At 68.8% G+C, this 23,383-nt stretch carries 20 protein-coding genes and 1 pseudogene; 13 read left to right on the top strand and 8 right to left on the bottom strand.

From position 1 onward, the window contains the following. The first annotated feature begins 33 nt into the window (after positions 1–33). From ABH929_RS17020 to ABH929_RS17005, 4 genes are read left to right on the top strand one after another with little or no spacing between them, the layout of a single operon-like run. Positions 34–1,506, top strand: coding sequence for a DUF6421 family protein (locus ABH929_RS17020; protein ID WP_404562067.1), 1,473 nt, complete (start codon positions 34–36; stop codon positions 1,504–1,506). Continuing rightward, positions 1,503–2,174: an SDR family oxidoreductase gene (locus tag ABH929_RS17015; protein WP_404562066.1), complete on the top strand. Its 672-nt coding sequence runs from the start codon at positions 1,503–1,505 to the stop codon at positions 2,172–2,174. The genes ABH929_RS17020 and ABH929_RS17015 overlap by 4 nt, the downstream gene beginning before the upstream one ends. A 4-nt stretch (positions 2,175–2,178) precedes the next feature. Then, the gene (locus ABH929_RS17010; protein WP_205463105.1) at positions 2,179–3,252 is read left to right on the top strand and encodes a low specificity L-threonine aldolase; all 1,074 of its coding nucleotides are present in this window, start codon (positions 2,179–2,181) and stop codon (positions 3,250–3,252) included. 18 nt (positions 3,253–3,270) lie between these two features. After that, on the top strand, positions 3,271–4,737 hold the full coding sequence (locus ABH929_RS17005; RefSeq protein WP_263091431.1) for an SDR family NAD(P)-dependent oxidoreductase: 1,467 nt from the start codon (positions 3,271–3,273) through the stop codon (positions 4,735–4,737). Positions 4,738–4,758: 21 nt separating this feature from the next. Here ABH929_RS17005 and ABH929_RS17000 read toward each other — a convergent pair whose 3' ends face one another. Further along, the gene (locus tag ABH929_RS17000) at positions 4,759–5,937 is read right to left on the bottom strand and encodes a GDSL-type esterase/lipase family protein (protein WP_404562065.1); all 1,179 of its coding nucleotides are present in this window, start codon (positions 5,935–5,937) and stop codon (positions 4,759–4,761) included. 89 nt (positions 5,938–6,026) lie between these two features. Between ABH929_RS17000 and ABH929_RS16995 the strand changes: the two genes are divergently transcribed. Further along, on the top strand, positions 6,027–7,508 hold the full coding sequence (locus ABH929_RS16995) for a family 20 glycosylhydrolase (RefSeq protein WP_404562064.1): 1,482 nt from the start codon (positions 6,027–6,029) through the stop codon (positions 7,506–7,508). Between the two features lie 74 nt (positions 7,509–7,582). On the opposite strand, the gene ABH929_RS16990 is transcribed toward ABH929_RS16995, so the two are convergent. Beyond that, positions 7,583–8,524, bottom strand: a complete 942-nt coding sequence (locus ABH929_RS16990) for a LysR family transcriptional regulator (protein WP_404562063.1) — start codon at positions 8,522–8,524, stop codon at positions 7,583–7,585. A gap of 119 nt (positions 8,525–8,643) precedes the next feature. On the opposite strand from ABH929_RS16990, the gene ABH929_RS16985 reads away from it, so the two are divergent. Next, positions 8,644–9,606, top strand: a complete 963-nt coding sequence (locus ABH929_RS16985) for a putative oxygenase MesX (RefSeq protein WP_404562062.1) — start codon at positions 8,644–8,646, stop codon at positions 9,604–9,606. A 20-nt stretch (positions 9,607–9,626) separates the two neighbouring features. After that, positions 9,627–10,676, top strand: coding sequence for a methionine synthase (locus ABH929_RS16980; protein ID WP_404562061.1), 1,050 nt, complete (start codon positions 9,627–9,629; stop codon positions 10,674–10,676). A 168-nt stretch (positions 10,677–10,844) separates the two neighbouring features. Here the strand turns inward: ABH929_RS16980 and ABH929_RS16975 are convergent, their stop codons facing one another. Further along, the gene (locus tag ABH929_RS16975; RefSeq protein ID WP_404562081.1) at positions 10,845–11,699 is read right to left on the bottom strand and encodes a serine hydrolase domain-containing protein; all 855 of its coding nucleotides are present in this window, start codon (positions 11,697–11,699) and stop codon (positions 10,845–10,847) included. Between the two features lie 150 nt (positions 11,700–11,849). Here ABH929_RS16975 and ABH929_RS16970 point away from each other — a divergent pair, with 150 nt between their 5' ends. After that, on the top strand, positions 11,850–12,806 hold the full coding sequence (locus tag ABH929_RS16970; protein ID WP_404562060.1) for a CPBP family intramembrane glutamic endopeptidase: 957 nt from the start codon (positions 11,850–11,852) through the stop codon (positions 12,804–12,806). An 85-nt stretch (positions 12,807–12,891) separates the two neighbouring features. On the opposite strand, the gene ABH929_RS16965 is transcribed toward ABH929_RS16970, so the two are convergent. The 4 genes from ABH929_RS16965 to ABH929_RS16950 are packed head-to-tail and all read right to left on the bottom strand — an operon-like array spanning position 12,892 to position 18,054. After that, positions 12,892–14,838, bottom strand: a complete 1,947-nt coding sequence (locus ABH929_RS16965) for a beta-L-arabinofuranosidase domain-containing protein (protein ID WP_404562059.1) — start codon at positions 14,836–14,838, stop codon at positions 12,892–12,894. After that, on the bottom strand, positions 14,835–15,809 hold the full coding sequence (locus tag ABH929_RS16960; protein WP_404562058.1) for a carbohydrate ABC transporter permease: 975 nt from the start codon (positions 15,807–15,809) through the stop codon (positions 14,835–14,837). Before ABH929_RS16960 ends, ABH929_RS16965 begins: the two co-directional genes overlap by 4 nt. Further along, positions 15,806–16,756 carry a carbohydrate ABC transporter permease gene (locus ABH929_RS16955; RefSeq protein WP_402739621.1) on the bottom strand — a complete coding sequence of 317 codons (951 nt, stop codon included), beginning with the start codon at positions 16,754–16,756 and terminating at the stop codon, positions 15,806–15,808. The genes ABH929_RS16960 and ABH929_RS16955 overlap by 4 nt, the downstream gene beginning before the upstream one ends. Continuing rightward, on the bottom strand, positions 16,753–18,054 hold the full coding sequence (locus ABH929_RS16950) for an ABC transporter substrate-binding protein (protein ID WP_404562057.1): 1,302 nt from the start codon (positions 18,052–18,054) through the stop codon (positions 16,753–16,755). Before ABH929_RS16950 ends, ABH929_RS16955 begins: the two co-directional genes overlap by 4 nt. Positions 18,055–18,206: 152 nt before the next feature. Here ABH929_RS16950 and ABH929_RS16945 point away from each other — a divergent pair, with 152 nt between their 5' ends. The 5 genes and pseudogenes from ABH929_RS16945 (at position 18,207) to ABH929_RS16925 (ending at position 21,471) form a co-directional block, all read left to right on the top strand. Further along, positions 18,207–19,205: a LacI family DNA-binding transcriptional regulator gene (locus ABH929_RS16945; protein WP_404562056.1), complete on the top strand. Its 999-nt coding sequence runs from the start codon at positions 18,207–18,209 to the stop codon at positions 19,203–19,205. 2 nt (positions 19,206–19,207) lie between these two features. Then, positions 19,208–20,137: a phosphotransferase gene (locus ABH929_RS16940; RefSeq protein WP_404562055.1), complete on the top strand. Its 930-nt coding sequence runs from the start codon at positions 19,208–19,210 to the stop codon at positions 20,135–20,137. 190 nt (positions 20,138–20,327) lie between these two features. Then, positions 20,328–20,681 carry an SdpI family protein gene (locus ABH929_RS16935; RefSeq protein WP_404562054.1) on the top strand — a complete coding sequence of 118 codons (354 nt, stop codon included), beginning with the start codon at positions 20,328–20,330 and terminating at the stop codon, positions 20,679–20,681. Further along, positions 20,678–20,920: pseudogene (locus ABH929_RS16930) on the top strand (methionine synthase); the annotation flags it as partial. The gene ABH929_RS16935 and the pseudogene ABH929_RS16930, both read left to right, overlap by 4 nt. Before the next feature lie 125 nt (positions 20,921–21,045). Then, on the top strand, positions 21,046–21,471 hold the full coding sequence (locus ABH929_RS16925; protein ID WP_404562053.1) for a PRC-barrel domain-containing protein: 426 nt from the start codon (positions 21,046–21,048) through the stop codon (positions 21,469–21,471). 805 nt (positions 21,472–22,276) lie between these two features. Here ABH929_RS16925 and ABH929_RS16920 read toward each other — a convergent pair. Further along, positions 22,277–23,347 (bottom strand): hypothetical protein, encoded by a 1,071-nt coding sequence (locus ABH929_RS16920; RefSeq protein WP_404562052.1) that lies wholly within the window; start codon positions 23,345–23,347, stop codon positions 22,277–22,279. Between the last annotated feature and the right edge of the window lie 36 nt (positions 23,348–23,383).

Genomic DNA, 23,383 nt, shown 5'->3' with positions numbered 1-23,383 from the left:
ATCCGCGGCCAGCCCAATGACGGGAGGTTCGACATGTCACAGTTCGTCCAGGAGTTCACGCAGGGCGCCATCGTCGGAGAACCCGAGGTCGTCGAGGACCGCCCGTCGGTGCGCGAGGTCGCCGAGCATCCCGCGTGGACGCGGCTGAAAGCCGCTGTCGTGTCGTTCCGTGCGCTGCAGACGGCCGACGGCTCGATACCCGACCAGTCGGACCACGCGACCGCTTCGGAGCACCTGGCCACGATCCTCTCGGCAGTTGCCGAACTCGCCCCGTTCTTCCCGCACGATGCGGCGTACCTCGCTGCACTGCAGCGCGACTTCGCACGCTGGGAACGCGACGGTTTCGGCGTTCCCGACTTCCTCGACGCACTGAACGCATTCCAGCCGCAACAGCACCGCATCGACGGACTCGGCCACCTGGTCGTCTTCCCGATGGTGACGCAGAACGGCAGTTCCTCGCGGTTCGTCGAAGCCGTCCTGGTCGAGGTCATCTGGCCGGAGTTCATCGCGGAACTCGAAGCGGGCGACTACAGCAACCAGCTCTTCGTCGCACTGCGGTTCGTCGACTTCACGCCCGGGTACGACACGAACTCGGCGGTGCTGTTCCCCGAGACGGTCGCGATGCGCGAGATCCCGACGTTCACGTGGGGTGCGATCTTCCAGGACCGCGAAGCCGCTCGCTACCGCCGAGTCGTCCGTGCCGCTGCGGAGATCACCAAACTGGAGTTGCCGGACGACGCTGCAGCGATGCTCGACGACCAGGAGCTGACGGAACGGGTCTTCGTGATGTGGGACATCATCCACGACCGATCGCACATGCGCGGCGACCTGCCGTTCGACCCGTTCATGATCAAGCAGCGGATGCCGTTCTTCCTCTACTCGCTGGAAGAACTCCGCTGCGACCTGACGGCGTTCCGGGAATCCGTGCGGCTCGAACGCGCGCTTTCCGCGGTACCGGATGCAGATCTCGACGAGGCGCAACGCGCGATCCGCGACCACGCCCGCCTGGTGCAGTACGCCGTCGTGTTCGACCGCATCTTCCGGTTCGCGATCACCGGCAGCCGCGTCCGGAACTACGACGGGCTCGGCGGGCAGTTGTTGTTCGCGTGGATGCACCAGCACGATGTCCTGCACTGGACCGACACACGACTCACGATCGACTGGGATGCCGTTCCCGATGTGATCATCGCGCTCAGCGATCAGATCAACGAGTTGTACCGGCGCTCGATCGACCGGCCGAAATCGGCACACTGGCTCGCTGCGTACGAGATGCTGACCCGGACGCTCACGCCGCACCCGGCCTCGAAGTGGGCGCGGGGACTGCCGGAAGAAACACTCGCCGGAATGCCGAAGGGCTACACCGACGCCGTGCTCGACGACGAATTCCCACTGTCGATGTTCTACGAGGCGCTGAACAAGAAGATGGCTGCGGTCATCGCTTCGACGGCTGGCATCACCGGCTCGTCGTCAGTTGCTCCCTCCGCTGTTCCGGACGTCGCCGCGTGAGCGCTGGATCCCTGTCCGGTCGCACGGTGCTGGTCGCGGGCGCGACCAGCACCAGCGGCACGGCCGTCGCGCGCGCACTCACCTCCGCCGGGGCGGCCGTCGTCGCGGTCGGCACCAGACCAGACGCACTGGAGGCACTGCGCGCCTCCGTCCCGGGCGTCACGACCCACACGTGCGACCTCGCAGACCTCGGGGCGGTCACCGCGCTCGCGGCTGCGGTCCGCGAGACGGCGGGACCGGTCGATGGACTGGTCCACCTGGTCGGTGGGTGGCGCGGGGGCGGGGGCATCGCCGGCCAGTCGGACGACGACTGGGACTTCTTCGACCGGGCGTTCCGCACCCTGCGGAACACCACGCGCGTCTTCTACGACGACCTGGTGGCGTCCCCGGCCGGACGACTCGCGTTCGTCTCGTCCACCGCCGTCGACTCCCCCACCGCCGGTGCCGCGAACTACGCAGCCGCCAAGGCCGCTTCCGACGCGTGGGTCCGTGCCGTCGCCCAGGGCTTCCGGAAGGACGCACCGGACTCGGCGGCAGCCACCGTCTTCGTCGTCGGCGCTCTGGCCGGTCTGGAGGACCGCCTCGGCGACGAGGTCGTACGGCTCTGGTCGGCACCGCCGGCCGACGTGAACGGCGCCCGTCTCCCGCTCCCGCTCTCCTTAGGATGAACCAGTGACCCTTCGACTCCACGATCTGGACCTGCGGGGCTTCGCCTCGGACAACTACGCCGGTGTCCACCCCGAGATCCTCGACGCGATCGCCGCGGCCAACGACGGCCACCAGATCGCCTACGGCGAGGACGTCTACACGGCCCGCCTCAACGAGGTGATCGGCGACCACTTCGGCGCGCAGGCGCAGGCGTTCCCGGTGTTCAACGGCACCGGCGCCAACGTCGTCGGGCTGCAGTCGATGCTGCCGCGGTGGGGCGCCGTCGTGTGCACCACGACCGCACACATCCACACCGACGAAGCGGGTGCTCCCGAGCGCATCGGCGGGATCAAGCTGCTGCCGGTCGAGACCCCCGACGGCAAGCTCACCCCCGAGCTCATCGACAAGGAGGCCTGGGGATGGGGTGACGAGCACCGTGCCCAGCCGCTCGTGGTCTCGATCACGCAGACCACCGAACTCGGCACCGCCTACACCGTCGACGAGATCCGGGCGATCGCAGACCACGTCCACCCGCTCGGCATGACGCTGCACATGGACGGCGCACGCATCTCCAACGCCGCCGCGACCCTCGGCCTGCCCCTGCGCGACTTCACCACCGATGCCGGCGTGGACGTGCTGAGCTTCGGCGGCACGAAGAACGGCATGCTCTACGGCGAGGCGATCGTCGTGCTCAACCCCGACGCCTCAGAGGGACTGCACTACCTGCGCAAGATGAACATGCAGCTGTCGTCGAAGATGCGGTTCGTCTCCGCGCAGCTCATCGCGCTGCTGTCCGACGACCTGTACCTGCGCTCCGCCGGGCACGCCAACGCCATGGCCGCCCGGCTCCGCGGCGCACTCGAGGCCCGGATCGCGGACGGCAGCATCCAGGGCGTCGGGTTCAGCCAGGAGACGCAGGCGAACGGAGTGTTCGCGACACTGCCTGCGGGGGTGGCCGAGCGGCTGCGCAAGCACTTCCGGTTCTACGACTGGGATGCCAGCCGCAACGAGGTGCGGTGGATGTGCGCGTACGACACCTCGGAGCAGGACATCGACGACTTCGTGGCGGCGTTGACGCGGGAGCTCGACGCGGCCTGATCCAACGTAGAATCCCGTGTGATCTCCGAGCACCCCGAACCCAGCGGCATCCTCCCCGAGGACCTCGACGCCACACTCCGGGTGCTCGAGCAGATGAGCGACATCGACGAGACGCACCCGGACTTCGTGCGGGTGCGTCAGGCCACGGCGAAGATGTTCAAGGCCGTGAAGCGGGCCCACCGCCTCGAGAAGCGCGCGGTCATCGCCGAGGCCGACCGCCGCGTGATCGCCGCCACCGCGACCGGAGCAGCCGACCGCATCGACGACGAGACCCGCGGGGTGCCGATCAGCACCTCGACCACGGCGTCCACCGCCGGCACCCTGCTGAAGTCACGCCCCTGCTACATGTGCAAGCAGCAGTACACGGTCGTCGACGCGTTCTACCACCAGCTGTGCCCGTCGTGCGCGGCGATGAGCCACGCGAAGCGCGATGCCCGGACCGACCTGAGTGGCAAGCGGGCCCTGCTGACCGGCGGCCGCGCGAAGATCGGCATGTACATCGCGCTCCGCCTGCTGCGCGACGGCGCCCACACGACCATCACAACGCGGTTCCCCCGCGACGCCGTGCGCCGGTTCACGAGCCTCCCCGACTCGGCCGACTGGATCTCGCGCCTCAAGGTCGTCGGCATCGACCTGCGCGACCCGGCCCAGGTCATCGGTCTCGCCGAGGACGTCGCCGCTGCTGGCCCGCTCGACATCCTGATCAACAACGCCACGCAGACGGTCCGCCGGTCGCCCGGCGCGTACCAGCCCCTCGTCGACGCCGAACTCGCGCCGCTACCGGACGGCCCGCTGCCCGAGCTCGTGACCTTCGGGCACACGAACGACCAGCACCCGCAGGCGCTCGCCCGATCGGTGACGGCGCACCCGATCCTCGCGGCCGCCGCAGCCCGCGCCGACGAGCTGACCGAGCAGGCCATGGCTCCGGGGTCGAGCTCGCTCGAGCGCCTCGCCATGGGCACCGCGATCGACGCCGGTGGTCTCGTGCCCGACCTGCACGACGTCAACTCGTGGACGCAGGCCGTCGACGAGGTCGACCCGCTCGAGATGCTCGAGGTCCAACTCGCGAACACCACGGCGCCCTTCATCCTCATCTCCAAGCTCCGCCCCGCGATGGCGGCGAGCGAGGCGCACCGCACCTACGTGGTGAACGTCAGCGCGATGGAAGGTGTGTTCGGCCGGGCCTACAAGGGACCGGGGCACCCGCACACGAACATGGCGAAGGCCGCCGTGAACATGCTCACCCGCACGAGCGCGCAGGAGATGTTCGAGACCGACCGCATCCTGATGACGAGCGTCGACACCGGGTGGATCACCGACGAGCGACCGCACCCGACGAAGGTCCGGCTGGCGGAGGAGGGCTTCCACGCACCGCTCGACCTCGTCGACGGGGCGGCTCGCGTGTACGACCCGATCGTGCGGGGCGAAGCGGGCGACGACGTGTTCGGTGTGTTCCTGAAGGACTACAAGCCGAGCTCCTGGTGAGCCCCTCGGCCTGTCCGCCGCTCAGTCCCCCTCGTGCGCAGCCAGGGTGGCGAGTACGAGCTTCGTGATCCGACGCTGCCCCTCGTCGTTCGGGTGGATGCCGTCCGTCGAGTAGATCCCCGAGCCTGATGTGTCGGCCTCGGGGAACGAGTCGGCCATGCTGACGTACGCGGCCCCGCCCTCCGCTGCGGCACGCTTGATCTCGGCGAGGTAGCTCGACCACGGCTCCGACATGGCGTCCGTCATGCTCGAGGCCGGGGTGAACTCCCCGATCACGAGCAACGAGGGCTTCGTGGGCAGCGCCGCGAGCGTCTCGAGGAACGCCACGTACTGGGCGCCGAGCTCCTCGGGTGTGAGGTTCGCCGCGTCGTTACCACCCAGCGTGATGGTGATGAGGTCCGGAGCAGCGCGGCGCATCGCCGTCAGGAAGCCCTCCTGGTCGTCGGTGAACGTCGCGATCGTCGAGCCCGAGTGCGCGGAGTCGTAGCGGCGGATCCCCTTGTCACGGTCACCGTCGTAGATCGTGAACCCCAGCAGTGAGAACCGTGCGACCGCGGTGATGGTCACCGTGTGCTCCCCGCTCGACAGTCCGTCCACCGTCGTGATCGTCCCGGTGCTGGCGGTCCCGGTCGTGGCGACGGTCGTCGGTGCGGCTCCGTCGACGCTGTAGGTGAAGTCGCCGGACCCGGGCCACCGCGCCCACCAGATGTCGATCCCGGTGCCCGTGAAGTCGTAGCTCCGCGAGGCGCCCGCCTGCATGGTGACCGAGCGGTAGCCGAGGTCGGGGGTGGTGACGTCGAACTGGCTCTCCCCCGTGCGCGCCGTCGCCCAGTCACCCCAGGTCGAGTCCGGTGCGTACACGGCGAACTGCGCGGGGAGGTACCCGGCCCCTCCGGTGACCCCGTCCGTCGGGTGCTCCGCGCGCAGCTGGTCGAGCGTGAGGTCCATCCACCGGGTGGAGCGTGACGAGGCGCCCTGCCCCTCGGTGATCGAGTCCCCCAGGGCGACCCAGTTCGCGGGCGCCTCGGTCCGGTCGGCCACGGCGGCGTTCCAGGTCGCGAGCGGCTCGGCGGTCTCCGGGGGCTTCGCCGCGGAGCACCCCGTCACGACGATCGACACGAGTGCGACGACCAGTCCGGCGACGAGCCGGGGCGCCCCTCGATGCCGTCCGCGATCGGTGGTGCGCTCGTGGCCGTTCACGTTGTCTCCCTTGGGTGGGATGGGGTCCGCGACCGGGCGTCGGGGCGGCAATGCTATCCGCGCAACCCTGGTGAACTACCGTCGTGTCCGTGCCCTCCTCCACCGGAACTCCGGACCCGACCGCCGGTCCAGCGACTGCACCGCACCTCGTCAGACGGACCATCGCGGTCGGTCTGGCGGTCGTCGTGTCGGCAGCAGCCCTGGTCGGCATCGGTGCGGTCGCGGGATCAGCGGACACCGCAGCATCGCCCGTGAAGATCATCAAGGTCGCCGCGACCTCGACGGGCAGCGCCGTGCGCACCACCTTGAAGGTCACGAACACCACCTCGGTGCGGAAGCCGGCTTCGTCCGCCTGGCTCTCCCTGTCGACCGGCACGACGAAGTACTCGCTCGGCCGGGTCGCGGTGCAGGCACTCGCCCCGGGCTCGAGCACGACGGTCAGCGCAGTCCGCACGACGCCTTCCCGCGCCACGGCCGGGAAGTACTCGGTCCTCGCCTGCGTGGGTGCGTACTCCGGGCAGCACTGTCGCACGTCGACGGCGACCGTCACCACCAAGCCCTCGAAGCGCGCACGTCCCGAGACCGGTGTGATGCTCGACGTCGCCCGCGCCTACTACCCCGTGGCGCTGATCAAGCGGTACATCGACATGCTCGCCGGCAACGGCGGCCGCTTCCTGCACCTGCACCTCACCGATGACCAGAACGTCGGGATCGAGAGCAAGGTCCTCGGCCAGACGCTCGCGAACGCTGATCTCGACCACGGCGTCTACACGAGCCGCGTGACCGGCCGGCCGTTCCTCAGCGCCGCGCAGGCACGGACGATCGCCGACTACGCGGCGAAGCAGGGCGTGGGGATCGTGCCCGAGGTCGACACTCCCGGCCACATGGCTGCCGCCTTCGCTCTGCTCGAGGCGCAGCACGGCACGAAGTGGGTCGACCGCATCCGTTCGGGCGAGAGTGAGCTCGACCCGTCGGCGCCCGGCAGTCTCGCGCTGGCGACGAAGCTCTACGCGGAGGTGCAGCGAACCTTCCCGTCCAGCCGCACCGTGCACATCGGTGGAGACGAATGGGGCGGCGACGTCACCGCCGACGGGCGCGTCGCGTGGTTGAACGCGATGGCCGCCGCGCTCGGCAACCGCGAGGTGTGGGCCTGGAACGACGGGATCGATCGGGCTGCCGTCGGGCGACTGGATCCGCGCATCCGCATCACCTACTGGAGCTTCGACGGTGACACCGAGGACGCAGCGGAGCGCAGCGAACGCCGAGCACGACGGGCGAGCGCGGTCGACCTGCAGCAGGCCGGGATCGACCTGCTCAACTACAACTCGTACTACCTCTACGAAGTGCCGACCGACCTCGACCCGGCCGACAGCGAGTACACCGTCGCCGACCTCCGCGAGCACTGGTCGCTCCGCGCGTGGGACGGCGACTCCGGAGCACGTCTCGCTGCTCCGATGTCCGGCGCGGCCGTCGCGATCTGGGGCGAGGACCTCGACAGTCCACCGGCTGACGCCCTCCTGCGGTGGAGCGCGCCGCACGTGAAGGCGATGATCGAGACCGCAGCCTCCTGACGGACGCATGTCGCGCCTCCAGGCCGACCGCCGGAACCGCCGAAAGCGCCGGAATCGCCGGAATCGCCACCCGCCTACCCGAGCGGCTCGACGCCGTAGCTGGTGACCACCGCGCGCAACTCGTCCAGGTACGTCTGCGCCTGCACGGTGAGGGGAACCGAGGCGTGCGCGATCCAGCCGATCTCGATGCGTTCGTCGACGTCGAGGGGGATGGCGACGATCTCGGGGTCGAGGTCGTCGCTGATCAGGCCCGTCGAGATCGTGTACCCGCCGAGGCCGATCATGAGGTTGAAGATCGTCGCCCGGTCCGACACCCGGATCTCCCGCTTGCTCGACATCGTCGACAGGATCTCCTCGGCCAGGTAGAAGGAGTTGTTCGCGCCCTGGTCGAACGTCAGCCGCGGCAGGTCGGCCAGGTCGGCGAGGGTCGCCCGCTCCCGTGACGCGATCGGGTTCCGACGGGCCACGAAGATGTGCGGCTGCGCGACGAACAGCGGCGTGAAGACGACCCCGGCGTCCCGCAGCAACTTGCCGAGCACCTGCTTGTTGAAGTCGTTGCGGTAGAGGATGCCCACTTCGCTCCGCAGCGTGCGGACGTCCTCGATGATGTCCCAGGTGCGTGTCTCGCGGAGCGAGAACTCGTACTCGTCCGCAGCGGCTGCTTCGACCATGCGGACGAAGGCCTCCACCGCGAACGAGTAGTGCTGGGCGGACACCCCGAGCAGCCGACGCGACGACTGTCCACCGACGTAGCGCTGTTCGAGCAGGGAGACCTGCTCGACGACCTGCCGGGCGTAGCCGAGGAACTCGACGCCGTCGACGGTGAGCACGACCCCTCGGGCCGATCGGGTGAAGAGCGGGCGTCCGATCCGCGTCTCGAGGTCCTTCATCGCGGCGGACATCGTCGGCTGTGACACGTAGAGCAGGTCGGCCGCTGCGCTGATCGAGCCCTCCGTCGCGACCTCGATGAAGTACCGGAGCTGCTGCAGGGTGATGTCGTTCGAGACACGTGCCATAGGCGCAGGCTATACCAGTGAATAGCGTCTCGGTATTACCTGATGGCTCGTGGTTCCCGCCATCATCGAGGTACCCCTTCCCCAGTGCCCTCGGGCGCTCGACGAACAGATTGCCGACCATGGCGAACGACATCACCTTCAGCATCACCCGGACGCGGTTCGACGAGGACTACTCCCCCGCGGACAGCTCCCGGCTGACCACGAACTTCGCCAACCTGGCGCGCGGCGAGCGCCGGCAGGAGAACCTCCGTGCTGCGCTGGCGATGATCGACGGGCGCGCGAACGAGCTCTTGGCTGCCGGTGATCGCTACCGCCTGCAGCTCGACATCGTCTCGGCCTCACTGCAGTTCTCCGACGGTGGATCGGACGCGGAGTTCCCGCTACTCGAGATGCTCGACGTCACGATCGTCGATCAGCAGACCGGCGAGCACCACCACGGCATCCTCGGCAACAACTTCTCGTCGTACCTTCGCGACTACGACTTCTCGGTGCTGCTGCCGTCGTCGCCGGGCTTGCCGTCTGACTTCGGGGCGCTGCACGGGGCGCTCTTCCAGCGGTTCCTTTCGTCGCCGGCATTCCGCGACGGGTTCGGTGGCGAGCCCGTCGTCTGCATCAGCGTCTCGACGAGCCAGACGTACCGCAGGACCGGGTACGTCCACCCCGTCCTCGGCGCCGAGTACGAGCACGAGCACTCATCGCTCACCGACGACTACTTCGGTCGGATGGGCATGCGGGTCCGGTACTTCCAGCCCGCCGGAGCGTCGGCCCCGCTCGCGTTCTACACGCGCGGCGACCTGACCGGGGACTACACGGACCTGCAGCTCATCGGCACGATCGCCACCATGGAGACGTTCCAGAAGATCTACCGCCCGGAGATCTACGCCGCGAACACCCCGGCCGGCAGCACCTACCGCCCCACCCTCGACCACACCGACTTCACGCCCACCCCGGTCACCTACGACCGCGAGGAGCGCAGCCGCCTCGGGATCACCCAGGGCCGGTGGACCGAGGAGCACCTCGTGACGCCGCACCACGCGCTCCTCTCGCGGTTCGCTGCCGACGCCGCCGTTCCTTCTCTCTGATCGTTAGGACTCGCACCCGCATGAGCACCCTCCTGCCCACCTCGATCGTCGGCAGCCTGCCGAAACCGTCCTGGCTCGCAGAGCCCGAGAAGCTCTGGTCCCCCTGGAACCTGCAGGGCGCAGCGCTCACCGAGGGCAAGCAGGACGCACTCCGCTCCGCCGTCCACGAGCAGGAGCGCCGCGGCATCGACATCGTCAGCGACGGCGAGCAGACCCGCCAGCACTTCGTCACGACGTTCATCGAGCACCTGGACGGCGTCGACCTCGAGCGCAAGGAGACCGTCCGGATCCGTGACCGGTACGACGCGGCCGTCCCGACCGTCGTCGGTGCCGTCAGCCGACGCGCACCCGTGTTCGTGGACGACGCCCGCTTCCTCCGCGCCCAGACCGACCGGCCGATCAAGTGGGCGCTCCCCGGCCCGATGACGATGATCGACACGCTCTCCGACCAGCACTACAAGAGCCGCGAGAAGCTGGCGTGGGAGTTCGCCACGATCCTCAACCAGGAAGCGCGCGAGCTCGAAGCCGCCGGTGTCGACATCATCCAGTTCGACGAGCCCGCCTTCACCGTCTTCCACGACGAGGTGCAGGACTGGGGCGTGGCCGCACTCGAACGCGCAACCGAGGGCCTGCGCGCCGAGACCGCCGTGCACATCTGTTACGGCTACGGCATCGAGGCGAACAACAAGTGGAAGGAGACGCTCGGAGCGGAGTGGCGGCAGTACGAGCAGTCCTTCCCGCTCCTGCAGCAGTCCTCCATCGACATCGTCTCGCTGGAGTGCATCCACTCGCACGTGCCGCTCGAGCTCGTCGAACTCATCCGCGGGAAGAAGGTCATGCTCGGGGCGATCGACGTCGCGACCGAGACCGTGGAGACGCCGGAAGAGGTCGCGGAGGTGCTGCGTCGGGCGCTCGAGTTCGTCGACGCGGACAAGCTCATCGCGAGCTCGAACTGCGGGATGGCTCCCCTCGCGCGGGGTGCCGCGCTGGACAAGCTCGGTGCACTGTCCGCTGGCGCGGACATCGTGCGGGCCGAGCTCGTCGGCACGGCGGTCCCGTCCGCGCGCTGACCACTGCGAGACACCACGGCGGCTCTCTTCCGGAAGGAGGAGGGCCGCCGTTCGTCTTGCGTCCGCCCCGTGCGCGGCTCTCGATCTGGCCTGGAGGCGCGGCTACCGTCCGACCGACGGGTCGCGCTGGTACCGGAGTCACCTTTCACCTCCCCTCGACCGCGGACATCAGCCGTCGCGTGTCGACCGCACCTCCTGCTCGATGAGCGCCGTGGCGATCGCGTCGGCCGCGTGCGGAGCCTTCGCGAGCGTGTGCACCACCGCGGTGAGCCCTGCCGCGTTGGCGATGACCGCTCCTGCCGCTCGCACCTCTCCGTTGATCCAGGTCGATGCCCCTTCCCGCTGCCAGCTCACCGTGCGGGAGTGCGCAGCGCCGGGCTCGAGCGCCCAGTCGGCGTAGCGGCAGAGATCGTCGAACGTGGACCAGACGCCACCGGCCGCCGCGAACGACGACTCCCCGAGCGCCCACGGCTGAATCGTGCGACCGAAGAGCTTCGCCACCACCCGGTCTGCTGGAAGAGGCTCGAGCGTGGCAGAGCTGATCCCCGCCGGCTCGAGGACGTGCTGGCGCACAGCGGTGAACCAGTCGCCGTGCACCTCGTCGAGCACTGCGCCGAGCAACGCGTACCCGAGGTTCGAGTACACGAACTGGCCTCGGGGCGTGGCCGGCACCGCAGCTGCCAGATCCAGAGGAACCCCGACAGACTCTCGGTACGGGTCGCCGAACAGTCGGTCGTGCATCGTGGCCGGAAGCCGGGGCAGACCCGAGGTGTGGTGCACGAGGTCAGCAACGGTCATGTCGGCATCGGGCACACCAGGGAGGTAGCGCGCGACCGGCCGCTCGACCTCGAGTGTGAGCCAGGCCGTCGTGCCGACGAGTCCCTTCGTGATGCTCCCCCACTCGAGCATCGAGGCGGTGGCGTACGGCCCGCGGGGCCCACGGACGGTTCGCCAGCCGTCGACTGCGCGAAGACTCGCGCGCCAGTGACCGGAACTCTCAAGCGGATTCCGCACCAGGCCCATCCTCTCCGAATGGTCCATCAAGCGGGCGGCAACCCTCACTGGGCATCGTCGGCCTCCATCTGCGCTGGGCTTGCGATCGACAGGAGAACCGCCGGGGATGCGCCCGCGACAGCAATTCCAATAATGTGTGCGACATGTCAAGCATCGGGGGTGCGTAGATTGCTCGTCGCTCGAATCATCGTCTTCATCGCGCTGGCCTACGGTGGAGCCTGGGCTCTCCTCGCACCGGCGCTCCTGTCGAGCGCTGACCTCGCGGATCCGGTGGGCAGCCCCGGGGCGTACCTCGCCGCGGTCGCGATGATGTTCACCCCTGCGGCGAGCGCGCTGCTCGTCGCTCTCGTCCTGGAGCGGCACCGCGGCCGCTCAGTCCTCCGCGGCGTCGGCCTCGACGCCTTCTTCACCCGGCGTGGTTGGCGTATCGGGCTCTGGGCGACGGCGGCATCGGCGGCTCTTGTGGTGGGGAGCTGGGCGCTGGGCCTGTGTTTCGGATGGCTCGAGCTGGACCCGGAACGGTCCCCGCTCAAGACCCTGTTCAGGCAACTCACCGGCGAGGAGCCGCCGCTGCCGATGGCCGCTCTCGCCACCCTCCAGCTCGTGAACCTCCCCATCGGTCTCGCCGTGACGAGCGTCGCAGCGGCAGGAGAAGAGGTCGGTTGGCGCGGCTGGCTCCTGCCGCGTCTCGTGGAGCTCGTGCCACGGTGGGCGCTCCCGCTCAGCGGACTCATCTGGGGCGTCTGGCACACGCCTGCGATCCTGCTCGGCCTCAACTACGACCAGCGCGATCTCCTCGGCATTTGCATGATGACGGTGGGGTGCACAGGCGTTGGAGTACTCATCGGTTGGTTGCGGCTGCGCAGCCGATCACTGCTGCCGTGTGTCCTCGCCCACGCAGGCCTCAACGTCTTCACCACCTACCAATCAGCGCTCTTCCCGCCCTTCGACCCACGCCTGGTCGGCCCCCTCTCAGTGACGGGGTGGATCGTCATCGCGGCGATGCTCGTCTGGCTCGGAGTCGCTCGGCGGCGACAACGCGGTGCGTTCGGCCGAGGAACCTCGGCACCGCCGACTCCGAGCGGCAGTCTTCCGGATCGCCGGCTCGACGCGTGAACTGACACGGGCGCTGCCCGCCTCGCCGGACTGAAGGCGCGGCGCCAACCGGCACCGCGCCTCCAGTCCGGAAAGCTGCCTCCCGCTACCGCCCCGGCTCCTCCACATCGTCCACGTCCCGCCAGTTCCCGATCACCGGGAACTCCGTCACCCGCAGCCGCGCCGACCCGTACGGCACGAGGCGCAGGTCGTCATCTGGCCCGTGGTCGAGCACCGGGCTCGCCGGGGGAACGTCGGCCTGCGCGCCCGCCATCCGCCACTCGGTCGCTCGGGCGCCCGGCGCGTGCAGCACGACCGCAGCGCTCCGCCGGTCGCGGAGCGACCACGGCGCCGCCGGAACGGTTCCGCGGGTCACCCGCCACGAAGCGGCTGATCCGACCTGGTCCAGCGCCCAGTTCCACGACCCGCGCGGGTGGATCTCCCACTCCCCGATGCCCGGTGCGCCCTCGTGTTCCACCCAGCGCTCCCCCGGCGAGTACACCATCGTCAGCGGCCCGAGCCGGACCGCCGCCGCTTGCCGCTCGCGTCGTGTCACCCTCGCCCGCATCGGCAGCACGAGCACGACGTCACCGGCCGTCGACCAGTCGCGTTCCAGGGTCACGTAGCCGTCCTCGGCCGGGAGCCGCGACTCACCGGCGAGCGCCACCGGGGCACCGCCGACCGTCAGCCGGGCGTCGTCGGCCCACTCCGGGATGCGGAGTCGGAGCGCGAACGGTGTCGTCCGCTCGGTCTCCACGCGGATGGTGACGGTCTCGTCGAACGGGTACGCCGTGTCGACCTCGATCGCCACGGGATCGGCTCCGACGGTCGTCCGCAGCGCCACGGGCGCGTACGCGACGACCCGCAGCCCGTCGTCATCACGTAACCAGGAGTTCGCGACGAACTTCGGCCATCCCTGGTGCAGGTTCGCGGTGCAGCAGCCGAAGTGCGGCTCGAGGCCGAAGATCCCGGCGTCGTCCGACGAGAAGCTCCACTCGCGGCGGGCGACGTACACCTCGACCTGGTTCGCCTGCTGGTGGTACTGGTGTCCGCGCATCTCGGGGTCGCTCGACGCCGGCAGCAGGTTGTACGCGAGGTGCTCGAGCCGGTCGCCGTCGATCGCCCGGCCGTAGACCTGCGCGTGGACCTCCTGCGTGAACATCATCTCGACGACCTGGCACGTCTCGACGCCCGCCGTCGCAGCCGGTCCCCCGAGCCACTCGTCGCCGGAGAACCACCCGTGGGCCTGCCCGTGCCACCGATCGAGGTTCCCGAACGCCGACTCCGTACGGGCGGCGTGGCCGGCGAGGTCGCGGTCACGGAGGGCGTCCACGGCGCCGGTCTTCAGCCCCATCGCGACGTTCGGTCCGTGGGTGCGGTGCGAGAACACCCGTGCGGCGCCGGTGATGAGGTCGCCGGCCAGGTACTCGTCCCACCGGATCGTCTGCGCCGCGAGCACGTCGACGAGGTCGAGCAGCCACTCCTCGCTCGTCTGCTCGTACAGCCACCACACCGACAGCGCGGCGTCCGCGCCGCGTGCACGACCCCACGAGGTGAGCGGGCGGCCGGGCAGGTGCTCGAGCTGGTGCCGGAAGTACCGCGCCAGGAAGGGTGCGACGCGCTCGTCCCCGGTGGCGTCGGCGTGCTGCGTGAGCACCTTGCATGCGACCATCCGTGGCCACCAGTCGTCGTTGCCGGTCGGTCCGAAGAACCCGTCCTCGCGCTGCGAGCCGAGGATCCACTCGATCCACGGCGTCGCGAGCGCCAGCAGTCTGTCGTCGTGCAGCACGTGCGCGAGCGGCACGAGTCCGTCCAGGTAGTACGGCCCGCGTTCCCAGTTCTCACCTGCTCCGCCGCGCCAGCCGCTGTCCGGTCCGACGTCGGGCCAGAGCGCCTCGAGCTGCCCGGTGATGTTGTCGGCCTGCAGCCGGAGCTGGTCCAGCAGCCAGCCGCCGGGTGTGATGCTCCCGAGCGGCAGGGGCCGGTGCGGCCGACCGCCGGGGGTGGGAGCGTCGGCGGCGATGCCGGTGGTCGGGGTGTCCGTGATGGTCATTTGATGGATCCTCCGATGAGACCTCTGGTGTAGTACCGCTGCAGTGCGAGGAACAGCACGACCACCGGGACGGTCGCGACGCACGCGACGGCGGTGAGGAGTCCCGGGTCGATCACCGGCACGCCGGGGATCTTGAAGGACGTGCTGATGCTCGACAGCGCGAGTGGGAGTGTGTACTTGCTGTCGGTCGACAGGAAGGTGACCGAACTGAGCAGGTCGTTCCAGCCGGCCATGAAGCCGAACAGTGCGGTGGTGACGAGCCCAGGCCACGCGAGCGGCAGCATCACCGAACGCAGGATCCGACCGGTGCCGGCGCCGTCGATGGCCGCGGCGTCCTCGAGCTCCGAGGGGATGCCGTCGAACGTGTTCCGCATCACGAACACCGAGAACGGCAGCTGGAGCGTCACCAGCACCAGCACCACCCCGGCGAGCGAGTCGAGCAGCCCGAGTTTGCCGAGCACGATCGACAGCGGCGTGAGCAAGCCCTGGAACGGTACGACGAGCGGCGCCAGCAGGAGCACGAACACGATCGTCGACCCGCGGAACCGGATCTTCGACAGCGCGTACGCGGCGAGCGTGGACACGATGGCGACGAGTACGGCGACCGAGATCGCGACGACGAACGAGTTGACGATGTTCTGTCGCAGGTCGACCGAGGGGTCGAACACCTTCGTGTAGTTCCGGAGCGTGAGCGTCGCGATCGACTCGAACCCGATCCCCCGGGCGTCGGCGTCCGCCGGCAGGAACGACCGGAACAGGATGTACACGACCGGCGCGATGAACAGCAGTGCCAGCACTGTCCCCACGACGACGTACGCGACGCCGCTCGCGTGCACCCGACGACGTCGCGGCGGGGTGACGCCCGGCAGGTCGGTCCGGCCCGGAGCACCCGGCGAATCCGGCCTGGAGGCGCGGCTCGCGTCGCGTCGGGACGCCGCGGTCGTCCGTCTGGTCACGTCGGTCGCGCTCATCGCTCGTCCTCCTGTCCGGTGGAGCGCAGGGCCCGGAGCTGGACGATCGCGATGACGAGGATGATCACGGTGAGGATCATCGACAGGGCGGCGCCGTAGCCGAGGTCGTAGCGGACGAACGACTGCTGGTACGTGTACATCACGGTCGTCGTGGTCGACCCGCTCGGGCCGCCCTTGGTCAGCACGTAGAACTGATCGAACACCAGGATCGACCCGGACACCGCGAGCAGCATGCACAGCGCGAACTGTCGCCGGACGAGCGGGAAGACCACCGAACCCTCGCGTCGCCACCAGCCGGCGCCGTCGATCTTCGCCGCCTCGATCACCTCGGTCGGTACGGCCTGCATGCCAGCCATGAGGAGGATCATCGCGACGCCCATCGACTTCCACACCGTCAGGACGATGACCGCCCAGAACGCGGTGTCGGGCGACGTGAACCAGGCGGTGTCCCCGTTCGTCAGGCCGATCGACTTCAGCAGGACGTTGATCACGCCGGTCCCCGGCACGAGGAGCACGTTCGCCATGTACGCCGCGGCGGTGAAGCCGATGACCACGGGCATGAAGAACGCCGTCCGGACGAAGGAGACGAGTCGGCCCTCACCGCGGACCATCGTCGCGGCGGCGTAGCTCGCGGCCATCCCGAGCGGCACCGACACCACCGTGAAGAGCAGCGAGAAGCCGAGGGAACGCCAGAACGCGGTGTCCTGGAACGCCTGCGCGTAGTTCGCGACGCCGGCGACGCTGACCTTGCCGAGCAGCGGCCAGTTCGAGAACGACATCCCGACGAGCAGCACCATCGGCACGACGAAGAACACGACCGCGAGGACGAGCGCCGGCGCCACGAGCACCCACGCGAGGGTCTGGCGACGACGACTCGCGGACCGCGGACGGGAGCGCTTCGCCCCGTCCGCGACCCCGGCGAGCGCCGAGGAGGTGACGGCTGTCACTGCCCGACCTGGCTGTACGCCTGCTCGATGAGCGAGTTGGCCTGCTTCTCGGCACTCGCCAGCGCGGTCTTCGCGTCGGCGCCCTGGAAGATGACCTTCTGGGACTGCTGCGCCCACGGACCGTTCGGGTCGTTGATCACCGCGTTGTAGGCGATGCTCTTCGGGAGCTTGCCGATCGCGAGCGTGTCGACGATGTCCTTCGACCAGTCGTCCGTCGCGAGGCTCTTCGCCACCGTGAGGTCCGGCGCGATCCAGCCCTGCGAGAGGTCGATCTCGGCGGCCTTCTTCGAGCTGACGAGCCACTTCATGAGGGACCACGCGCCGTCGGCGTTCTTCGCGCCGGCCGTCATGCCGATCTCGTCACCACCGAGGAACGAGCCGGAGCCGCCGTCCACGCCGGGGATCCCGACCGCGCTGCCGAAGTCGGCCTTCTTCGCGGTGAGGGTGTTCGCGCCGCCGAACAGGATGCCGACCTTGCCGTTCAGCGCGTTCTCCTGCCCGACGTTGCCCGGGTCCTGGTTCGGCTGGTCGGTCTTCTGCATGAGCCCGGACTTCCACATGTCCTGGTACCAGTCGACCATCCCGACGAGCTCCGGGCTGGTGAACTCCGCTTTCTGGCTCTTGCCCGCCGCCGTCAGGACGCTGCCGCTCTTCGCCCACGAGCTCGGGAACCCTGTCCACGCCTGCCCGACTCCGCCGAGGGTCGAGAACCCGGTGACGCCGCCCCCGAGTGCCTGGATCTTCTCGGCCGCGGCCTTCACCTCGGCGAGGGACGTCGGCGGCTTGGTGGGGTCGAGGCCGGCCTTCGTGAACAGTGACTTGTTCCAGAACATCTGGGAGCCGGTGAGCGCCACGGGCAGGGCGTAGTTCTTGCCGTCGAGCGTGCCGATCTCGACACCGGCCGGCGCGAGGTCGCCCTTGTTCGGCAGGCTCTTCACCTTGTCGGTGACGTCGGCGAGCAGTCCCTGGGTCGCGAGCAGCGGCGTGTTGACGATGTCGTAGCTAACGAGGTCCGGCACCGACCCCGCACGAGCGGAGTTCGCGAGCTTCGTGAGGTACTGGTCGGCCTGGATCGTGGAGAGCTTCACCGTGATGCCGGGGTTCGCCTTCTCGTAGGCCTTCACCTGATCGGTCAGGTCGACGCCACCGTCGCGCTGCCAGAGCGTCACCGTGCCCTTCGCGGAACCTCCGCTGTCGGCCGTCCCGCTCGAGGAGCACCCGGCCAACCCGAGTGCCGCGACCGTGAGGGCGGCGGCCAGGGTCGCGGTCCGCCGGATCGTGGATGTCTTCATCGTCATCTCCAAATCGCTCCTTGCCGCATCGTTGCGGCAAGCTTTGCTGTGTTTGCCGACGCTAGAGTGCACCACGAGCCGTGTCAATGCTTGACGTCTCAATCGTGATGCGGCAAGGTTTGCCGAGTGCCGTACGCTCGCATCGCAAGGAGGACGCCGTGGTCAACCGCCGTGAGGTGACGCTCGCCGACGTCGCCGCCCAGACCGGCGTCTCCGTCGGGACCGTCTCCAAGGTCCTCAACGGGCGCGGGCAGATCGCCGAGGGGACGCGGCAACGCGTCGCTGCAGCGGCGACCGAGCTGGGACTGAGCGTGCGCGCCGAGACGCGAGCCGTGCCTCCAGGCCGGTCCTTCCTGGTCGGGGTGCTCTCCACCGACGCCTACGGACGGTTCACCATCCCGATCCTCACCGGAGCCGAGGACACCTTCGGGCCGGGCGAGGTGTCGATGCTGCTCGCCGAGAGCCGCGGCGACCCCATCCGCGAAGCGCACTACGTGCAGACGTTCCTGAACCAGCGCGTCGACGGGATCGTCGTGACCGGTCGCTCGAGCGACCCGCGGCCCTCGATCACCGGACTGCTCGGGGTGCCCGCGGTCTACGCACTCTCGCCGTCCCTCGACCCCGACGACGTCTCCATCGTGCCGGACGACGAAGCCGGCGCCGCCCGCGCGATCGACCACCTGATCGGCTCCGGCCGACGATCCATCGCGGTGATCTCGGGCGCCCGCCGGCACACGGCGAGCTCGCACCGCGTCGAGAGCGCGAAGCGTGCGATCGCCGCTGCGGGGGCCACGCTCGCCGGTGGCGATGCCCTGTACGGAGAGTGGAGCGAGCGGTGGGGGTACGAAGCCGCCACGCGACTGCTCGGCACCGAGTTCGACGGGGTGTTCTGCACGAGCGACCAGATCGCACGCGGGGTCGTCGACTGCCTGCGCGAAGCGGGGATCGCCGTGCCGACGCAGGTCGGGGTCGTCGGTGTCGACAACTGGAGCGTCATCACCGACGCTGCGCGGCCCTCGATCACGTCGGTCGACCTCAACCTGCGCGAGGTCGGACGGCAGGCGGCGGACCTGCTCATGCGGAAGATCGCCGGGGAGGCCGTCGAGGGTGGGGTCCGAACGGCGGAGTGCTTTCTCGTGCCGCGACAGTCGACGTGAGCGTGCCAGGCTCGTTGGCCGCGGTGCTCGCTGCCGCCGGCCTGCCGACCGATGGGCACTACGAGGCGAAGAGTGGGTGGGTCAGTCGGGCGTGGGTCGGGTCGTCGTACGTCGTGCGGGTCGGGGACGCCGCGGCGGCGAGCGCGTACGAACACGAGGCGTCCGTCGTGGCGTTGCTTGCCGGGACGGACGTGCCGCACGCTCGGCACATCGCGCACGGGACCTCGGCTGAGGGTGCCTGGTACGTGTCCGCTCGCTTGCCCGGGCGGACACTGCACGACACGTGGCCGACTGCCTCGGTCGCCGAGCGTCGGTCGATCATCCACTCGCTCGGGGACGCGTTGCGGGCGCTCCACTGCGTGCCGGTTCCCGACGGTCTGATGCCGCCGTGGCTTCGTGGGGCCCTTGCCGGCGGATCGTGGCCGGCGTACCACCCGCCGGTCGTGGGTGTGGCGATGGCGCTCGTCGAGGATGCGGCGGCGGCCGGGCTTTCCTCGCGACTGCTCGCTTCTTGGGTGTCATCCCACTTGCCACTGTTCGACGCCTATCCGCACGTGCTCGTGCACGGGGACCTGCACGGGTCCAACATCATGGTCGACGACGGACGGGTCACGGGGTTGATCGACTTCGCCGAGGCCGTGGCGCAGCCGGCGGACGTGGAGCTCGACACGATCCTGCGGTGGTGTGCGCGGCCGGAGGAGTTCCCGCCGACGCCGACGTCACGGGGACTCGATGCTGCGTCGTTGGCTCCGGCGCGGGGGTGGTTGGAAGAGGCGTACCCGGAGTTGTTCGCGCGGCCATCGCTCGCGGCGCGGCTGGCGTTCTACGACCTGTGGGTGGAGTTGGCGATCTTCGGGCACCATCCGGATGCCCCCGTGCGGGCGGTGGCAGAGCAGCGGATCGTGCGGACGATCACTCGGGCTGCCCGGTAGGTCCGGGAGGCGTCCGTGCCCCTCATGTGTCGTTGCCGGCCCGCGTGGGCGTCACTGACCGATCGCGCCGTCGGGCGACGAGTGGATTAACGCCCTGCTCCTTGGTCGACGGCACCACTCCGTCGTATCGTCACACCGACGAGGCGGTAGCACATTGCCGTTTCGATTTCATCAAACTAGCGTTGGCGTCATGGGTGGAGCAATGGTGTTCGCGTTGGCACTCGAGATCGGCGCTGCCATCCTCGTGATCTGGCTGACCTGGAGGGCAGCCAACGGGACCCTGCCTCGGAACGATCTCGCTGGCGTCCGGACGCGAATCACGATGTCCAGCGACGATGCCTGGCGAATCGGGCACCGAGCGGCATTACGCCCGACGCTCATCGCCGGAATTCTGACCGTGCTGTGGAGCCTGGCGAGCATCGGTCTCGCGCCGCTCCGCAATCCGGTCTCGGTGCTCGTGGCCGCCGCGGTGCTCCTCGGCGGCACGCTCCTGTCCATCCCAATGGCGCACCGCGCCGTACGCCAGGCCTCGCCCGAGCGATGACCATCCTCGACACGCTCTCACGCGGAAAGCTGGCGTGGGAGTTCGCCACGATCCTCAGCCAGGAAGCGCGCGAGATCCAAGCCGCCGGCGTCGACATCATCCAGTTCGACGAGCCCGCCTTCACCGTCTTCCACGACGAGGTGCAGGACTGGGGCGTCGCCGCACTCGAACGCGCGACCGAAGGCCCGCGCGCCGAGACCGCCGTGCACATCTGTTACCGCTACGGCATCGAGGCGAACAACAAGTGACCCTCAGCGCGTGGCCCCCTGGACTCGAGCGCCCAATGGCCGTAGCGACAGAGACGTCAGAGGCCGGGCCGAGATCGTTGCCGCGAAGCGTCAGGCGCACGGCGTTGACTACGCCCATGATCTCCAAGAGCCTCATCCATCAGGTCGAGAGCGCGACGGTCCGGGACCGCGACGGCGCGTCGGTCGGCAAGGTGACGCAAGTGTTCCCCTCCGACGAGGACGGAAGCGCCGCCTACGTCAGCGTCGCGACGGGAGTGCTCGGGAGGAACCAGTCGCTCGTCCCGGTCGAGGATGCCACCTTCGACGGCACGGATCTGCACGTCGGGTACACGAAGAACGCGATCAAGGGCGCGCCAGCCCTCGGGCCCGGACACACCCTGTCCCTCGCCGAGGCGAACGCCGTCCGCAAACACTTCGGGCTCTCCCCCGCCGGCAAGGCCACCGGCGACATGGGCGACGCGCACGAGAACCTCGATCAGGCAGGCACCGGCCCGGCGGGCGCGGACGACACCGAGGGCGCAGGGACGACGCGGGCTGCGTGAAGGGTGCCGGACGGGCTACATCCGCCCGCGTCCCGTCCTCCCGGCAAGCGGACCCCGGCACGCCCCATTCACGTCACCGAACGAGACACGAGCCGAGCCGCGTCGGCATCTCACCAAACGATCGGCTAACGGACCCGGGTCTCAATCTCGGTCTGCTCCGTCAGGCGCTCCTGGAGGAGACTTTTCGCGGTACACGGGGCGGGCACCTCCACGCCGACGACCCGCGGGACACTATCGATGGCCAGTTCCGCCTCGGAAGCGCCAGCGGCGATGAGCATGGTGGCCTTCCCGCCCCTCGACGTCAAGGCGCTTCCAAGCGGCGCGGGCCGGTCGAGCAAGCACCAGAACTGGGGTGCGCCGTCCGGGTAAGGGGTGCACGGTTAGTTGCAGCGTCGGTTCATGGCCGACACGAGCGACCTACCACGTTCAACGAAAGCGGCCCCATCATCGTTGATGGGGCCGCTCCATCCGACTCGCGTCGGGAAAGCATCGGTCAGGTATGCCACAGCAAGCCCCCCGAGGATGCTGATGATGAGCGAGACGAGCTGTGTTGACACCGCTTGCATGGCTTTCATATCCAACCCCCTTCCCAATTCAGGCCCGAAGGCGACAACGGTGAACGCTGCTGTGCTGATGAGGAGGGCGAGCAATACCACCCATTTGATGAGTGACCACCGGTTTCGAGCCGGTGACTGACCGCGCACATTTTGAATTCTTCAATTACTATAGCACGGGCATTTGGGAATGTAAAGCAGTTAGTGCGTACGAGGCGGACGAGCTTCTCGAACCACCGTGTGGTGTATCTTCATTGTCCACCTAGAGCCGCACGGGCGTACTGCGGGCGGCGGCGTTCGAAGAGGACATCGAGCGGTGAACCGTCACTCCACATGCCTTGTAGGTCGAACATTTCACTGATCGCTATTTGGAGGTCGTCGTCGTATGTGCCCTCGAATGCGAGGCGAGAGGCTTCGCGCCCGACGCCCGCGAGGATGTCCGCAACTTGGACTCGAGCGTCAAGGTGCGAGGGCGTTTGCCGGATCACGCGGAGGTCGGCCGCCGGGAGCACACGGTTCCCGATGTGAAGCTCATCTTGTACGGCAGCAAGGACCTCCGCCGCTCTTGTGTCGGTAAGCGGCGCGTATGAGTCAACAAGAAACTCGACTGGGCGTGTTCCGAGTCGCAGCTGCCAGGTCCGCGCGACTGCGGTCAGCGTGCTGAACATCGGGTCCATCTCCCGGAACTCGCCCTTCCGAGCCCCGGCGTATTCGATGGCAAAGTGCCGCGCGGCCCACAGCTGATCCAGAATCCCGCGAACACGCGGATCGGTCGACCGATGCCGGGCAGTGTCGAGAGCTCGGAAGAACGGCTGCTCCGTTGGCGGGGTTTGGTTGGCTCGCGCGTACACGCGGATGAAGGCGTTGTACTTGCGCAGCAGCATGTTCCAGAACGTCGCGCCGACGTCGGCCGGCGCACGATCCGCGAGCATCGTGGTGAGGTACCGGGCTTCGCCGGTGAAACGGATGTCGTCGCCGAAAGAGTCTGCGTGCGCCGCCAGGAGCAGGTCGATGAGTTTCGCGGATACGTAGAAGGACTTGTCGACAAGGTGGATGTTGCCGCGGTCTGGTGCGGATGCGAGCATGCGCAGCAGTGTGTCTCGGTGTTTCGGCGCGAGTACCGCTGTCGACTTGAGTTCCGCGGCACGTGACCGGAGGCCCGCGCGGAGTTTTGTCATGAACGCTTCCGCCTCTCGAAGCGGCAGGTCGGTGCTTGCATGGACGAACACCGGAAACGGGGAGTCGATGAGGTTTTCCCCCGCCGACGCTGATTCGTCGCATGCGATGGTCACCAAGCTGCCGGCCGATGACGGATCTGTCATTGGTCCAGCGTAACGGCGTAGTCGACCTTGCGGCCG

Origin of the sequence: Curtobacterium sp. AB7 (assembly GCF_044909335.1) — a bacterium.
Classification (GTDB): domain Bacteria; phylum Actinomycetota; class Actinomycetes; order Actinomycetales; family Microbacteriaceae; genus Curtobacterium.
Note: the sequence above shows the minus strand (reverse complement) of the source record. Positions and strands in the feature narration are given on the sequence as shown.

Excerpts from the sequence above, each read along its gene's own strand:
- ABH929_RS16960 (WP_404562058.1), bottom strand. The coding sequence starts at position 15,809 with ATGAGCGCGACCGACGTGACCAGACGGACGACCGCGGCGTCCCGACGC.
- ABH929_RS16950 (WP_404562057.1), bottom strand. The coding sequence starts at position 18,054 with ATGACGATGAAGACATCCACGATCCGGCGGACCGCGACCCTGGCCGCC.
- ABH929_RS16935 (WP_404562054.1), top strand. The coding sequence starts at position 20,328 with ATGGGTGGAGCAATGGTGTTCGCGTTGGCACTCGAGATCGGCGCTGCC.
- ABH929_RS16975 (WP_404562081.1), bottom strand. The coding sequence starts at position 11,699 with ATGGGCCTGGTGCGGAATCCGCTTGAGAGTTCCGGTCACTGGCGCGCG.
- ABH929_RS16925 (WP_404562053.1), top strand. The coding sequence starts at position 21,046 with ATGATCTCCAAGAGCCTCATCCATCAGGTCGAGAGCGCGACGGTCCGG.
- ABH929_RS16920 (WP_404562052.1), bottom strand. The coding sequence starts at position 23,347 with ATGACAGATCCGTCATCGGCCGGCAGCTTGGTGACCATCGCATGCGAC.
- ABH929_RS16980 (WP_404562061.1), top strand. The coding sequence starts at position 9,627 with ATGAGCACCCTCCTGCCCACCTCGATCGTCGGCAGCCTGCCGAAACCG.
- ABH929_RS16985 (WP_404562062.1), top strand. The coding sequence starts at position 8,644 with ATGGCGAACGACATCACCTTCAGCATCACCCGGACGCGGTTCGACGAG.
- ABH929_RS16965 (WP_404562059.1), bottom strand. The coding sequence starts at position 14,838 with ATGACCATCACGGACACCCCGACCACCGGCATCGCCGCCGACGCTCCC.
- ABH929_RS17020 (WP_404562067.1), top strand. The coding sequence starts at position 34 with ATGTCACAGTTCGTCCAGGAGTTCACGCAGGGCGCCATCGTCGGAGAA.
- ABH929_RS16990 (WP_404562063.1), bottom strand. The coding sequence starts at position 8,524 with ATGGCACGTGTCTCGAACGACATCACCCTGCAGCAGCTCCGGTACTTC.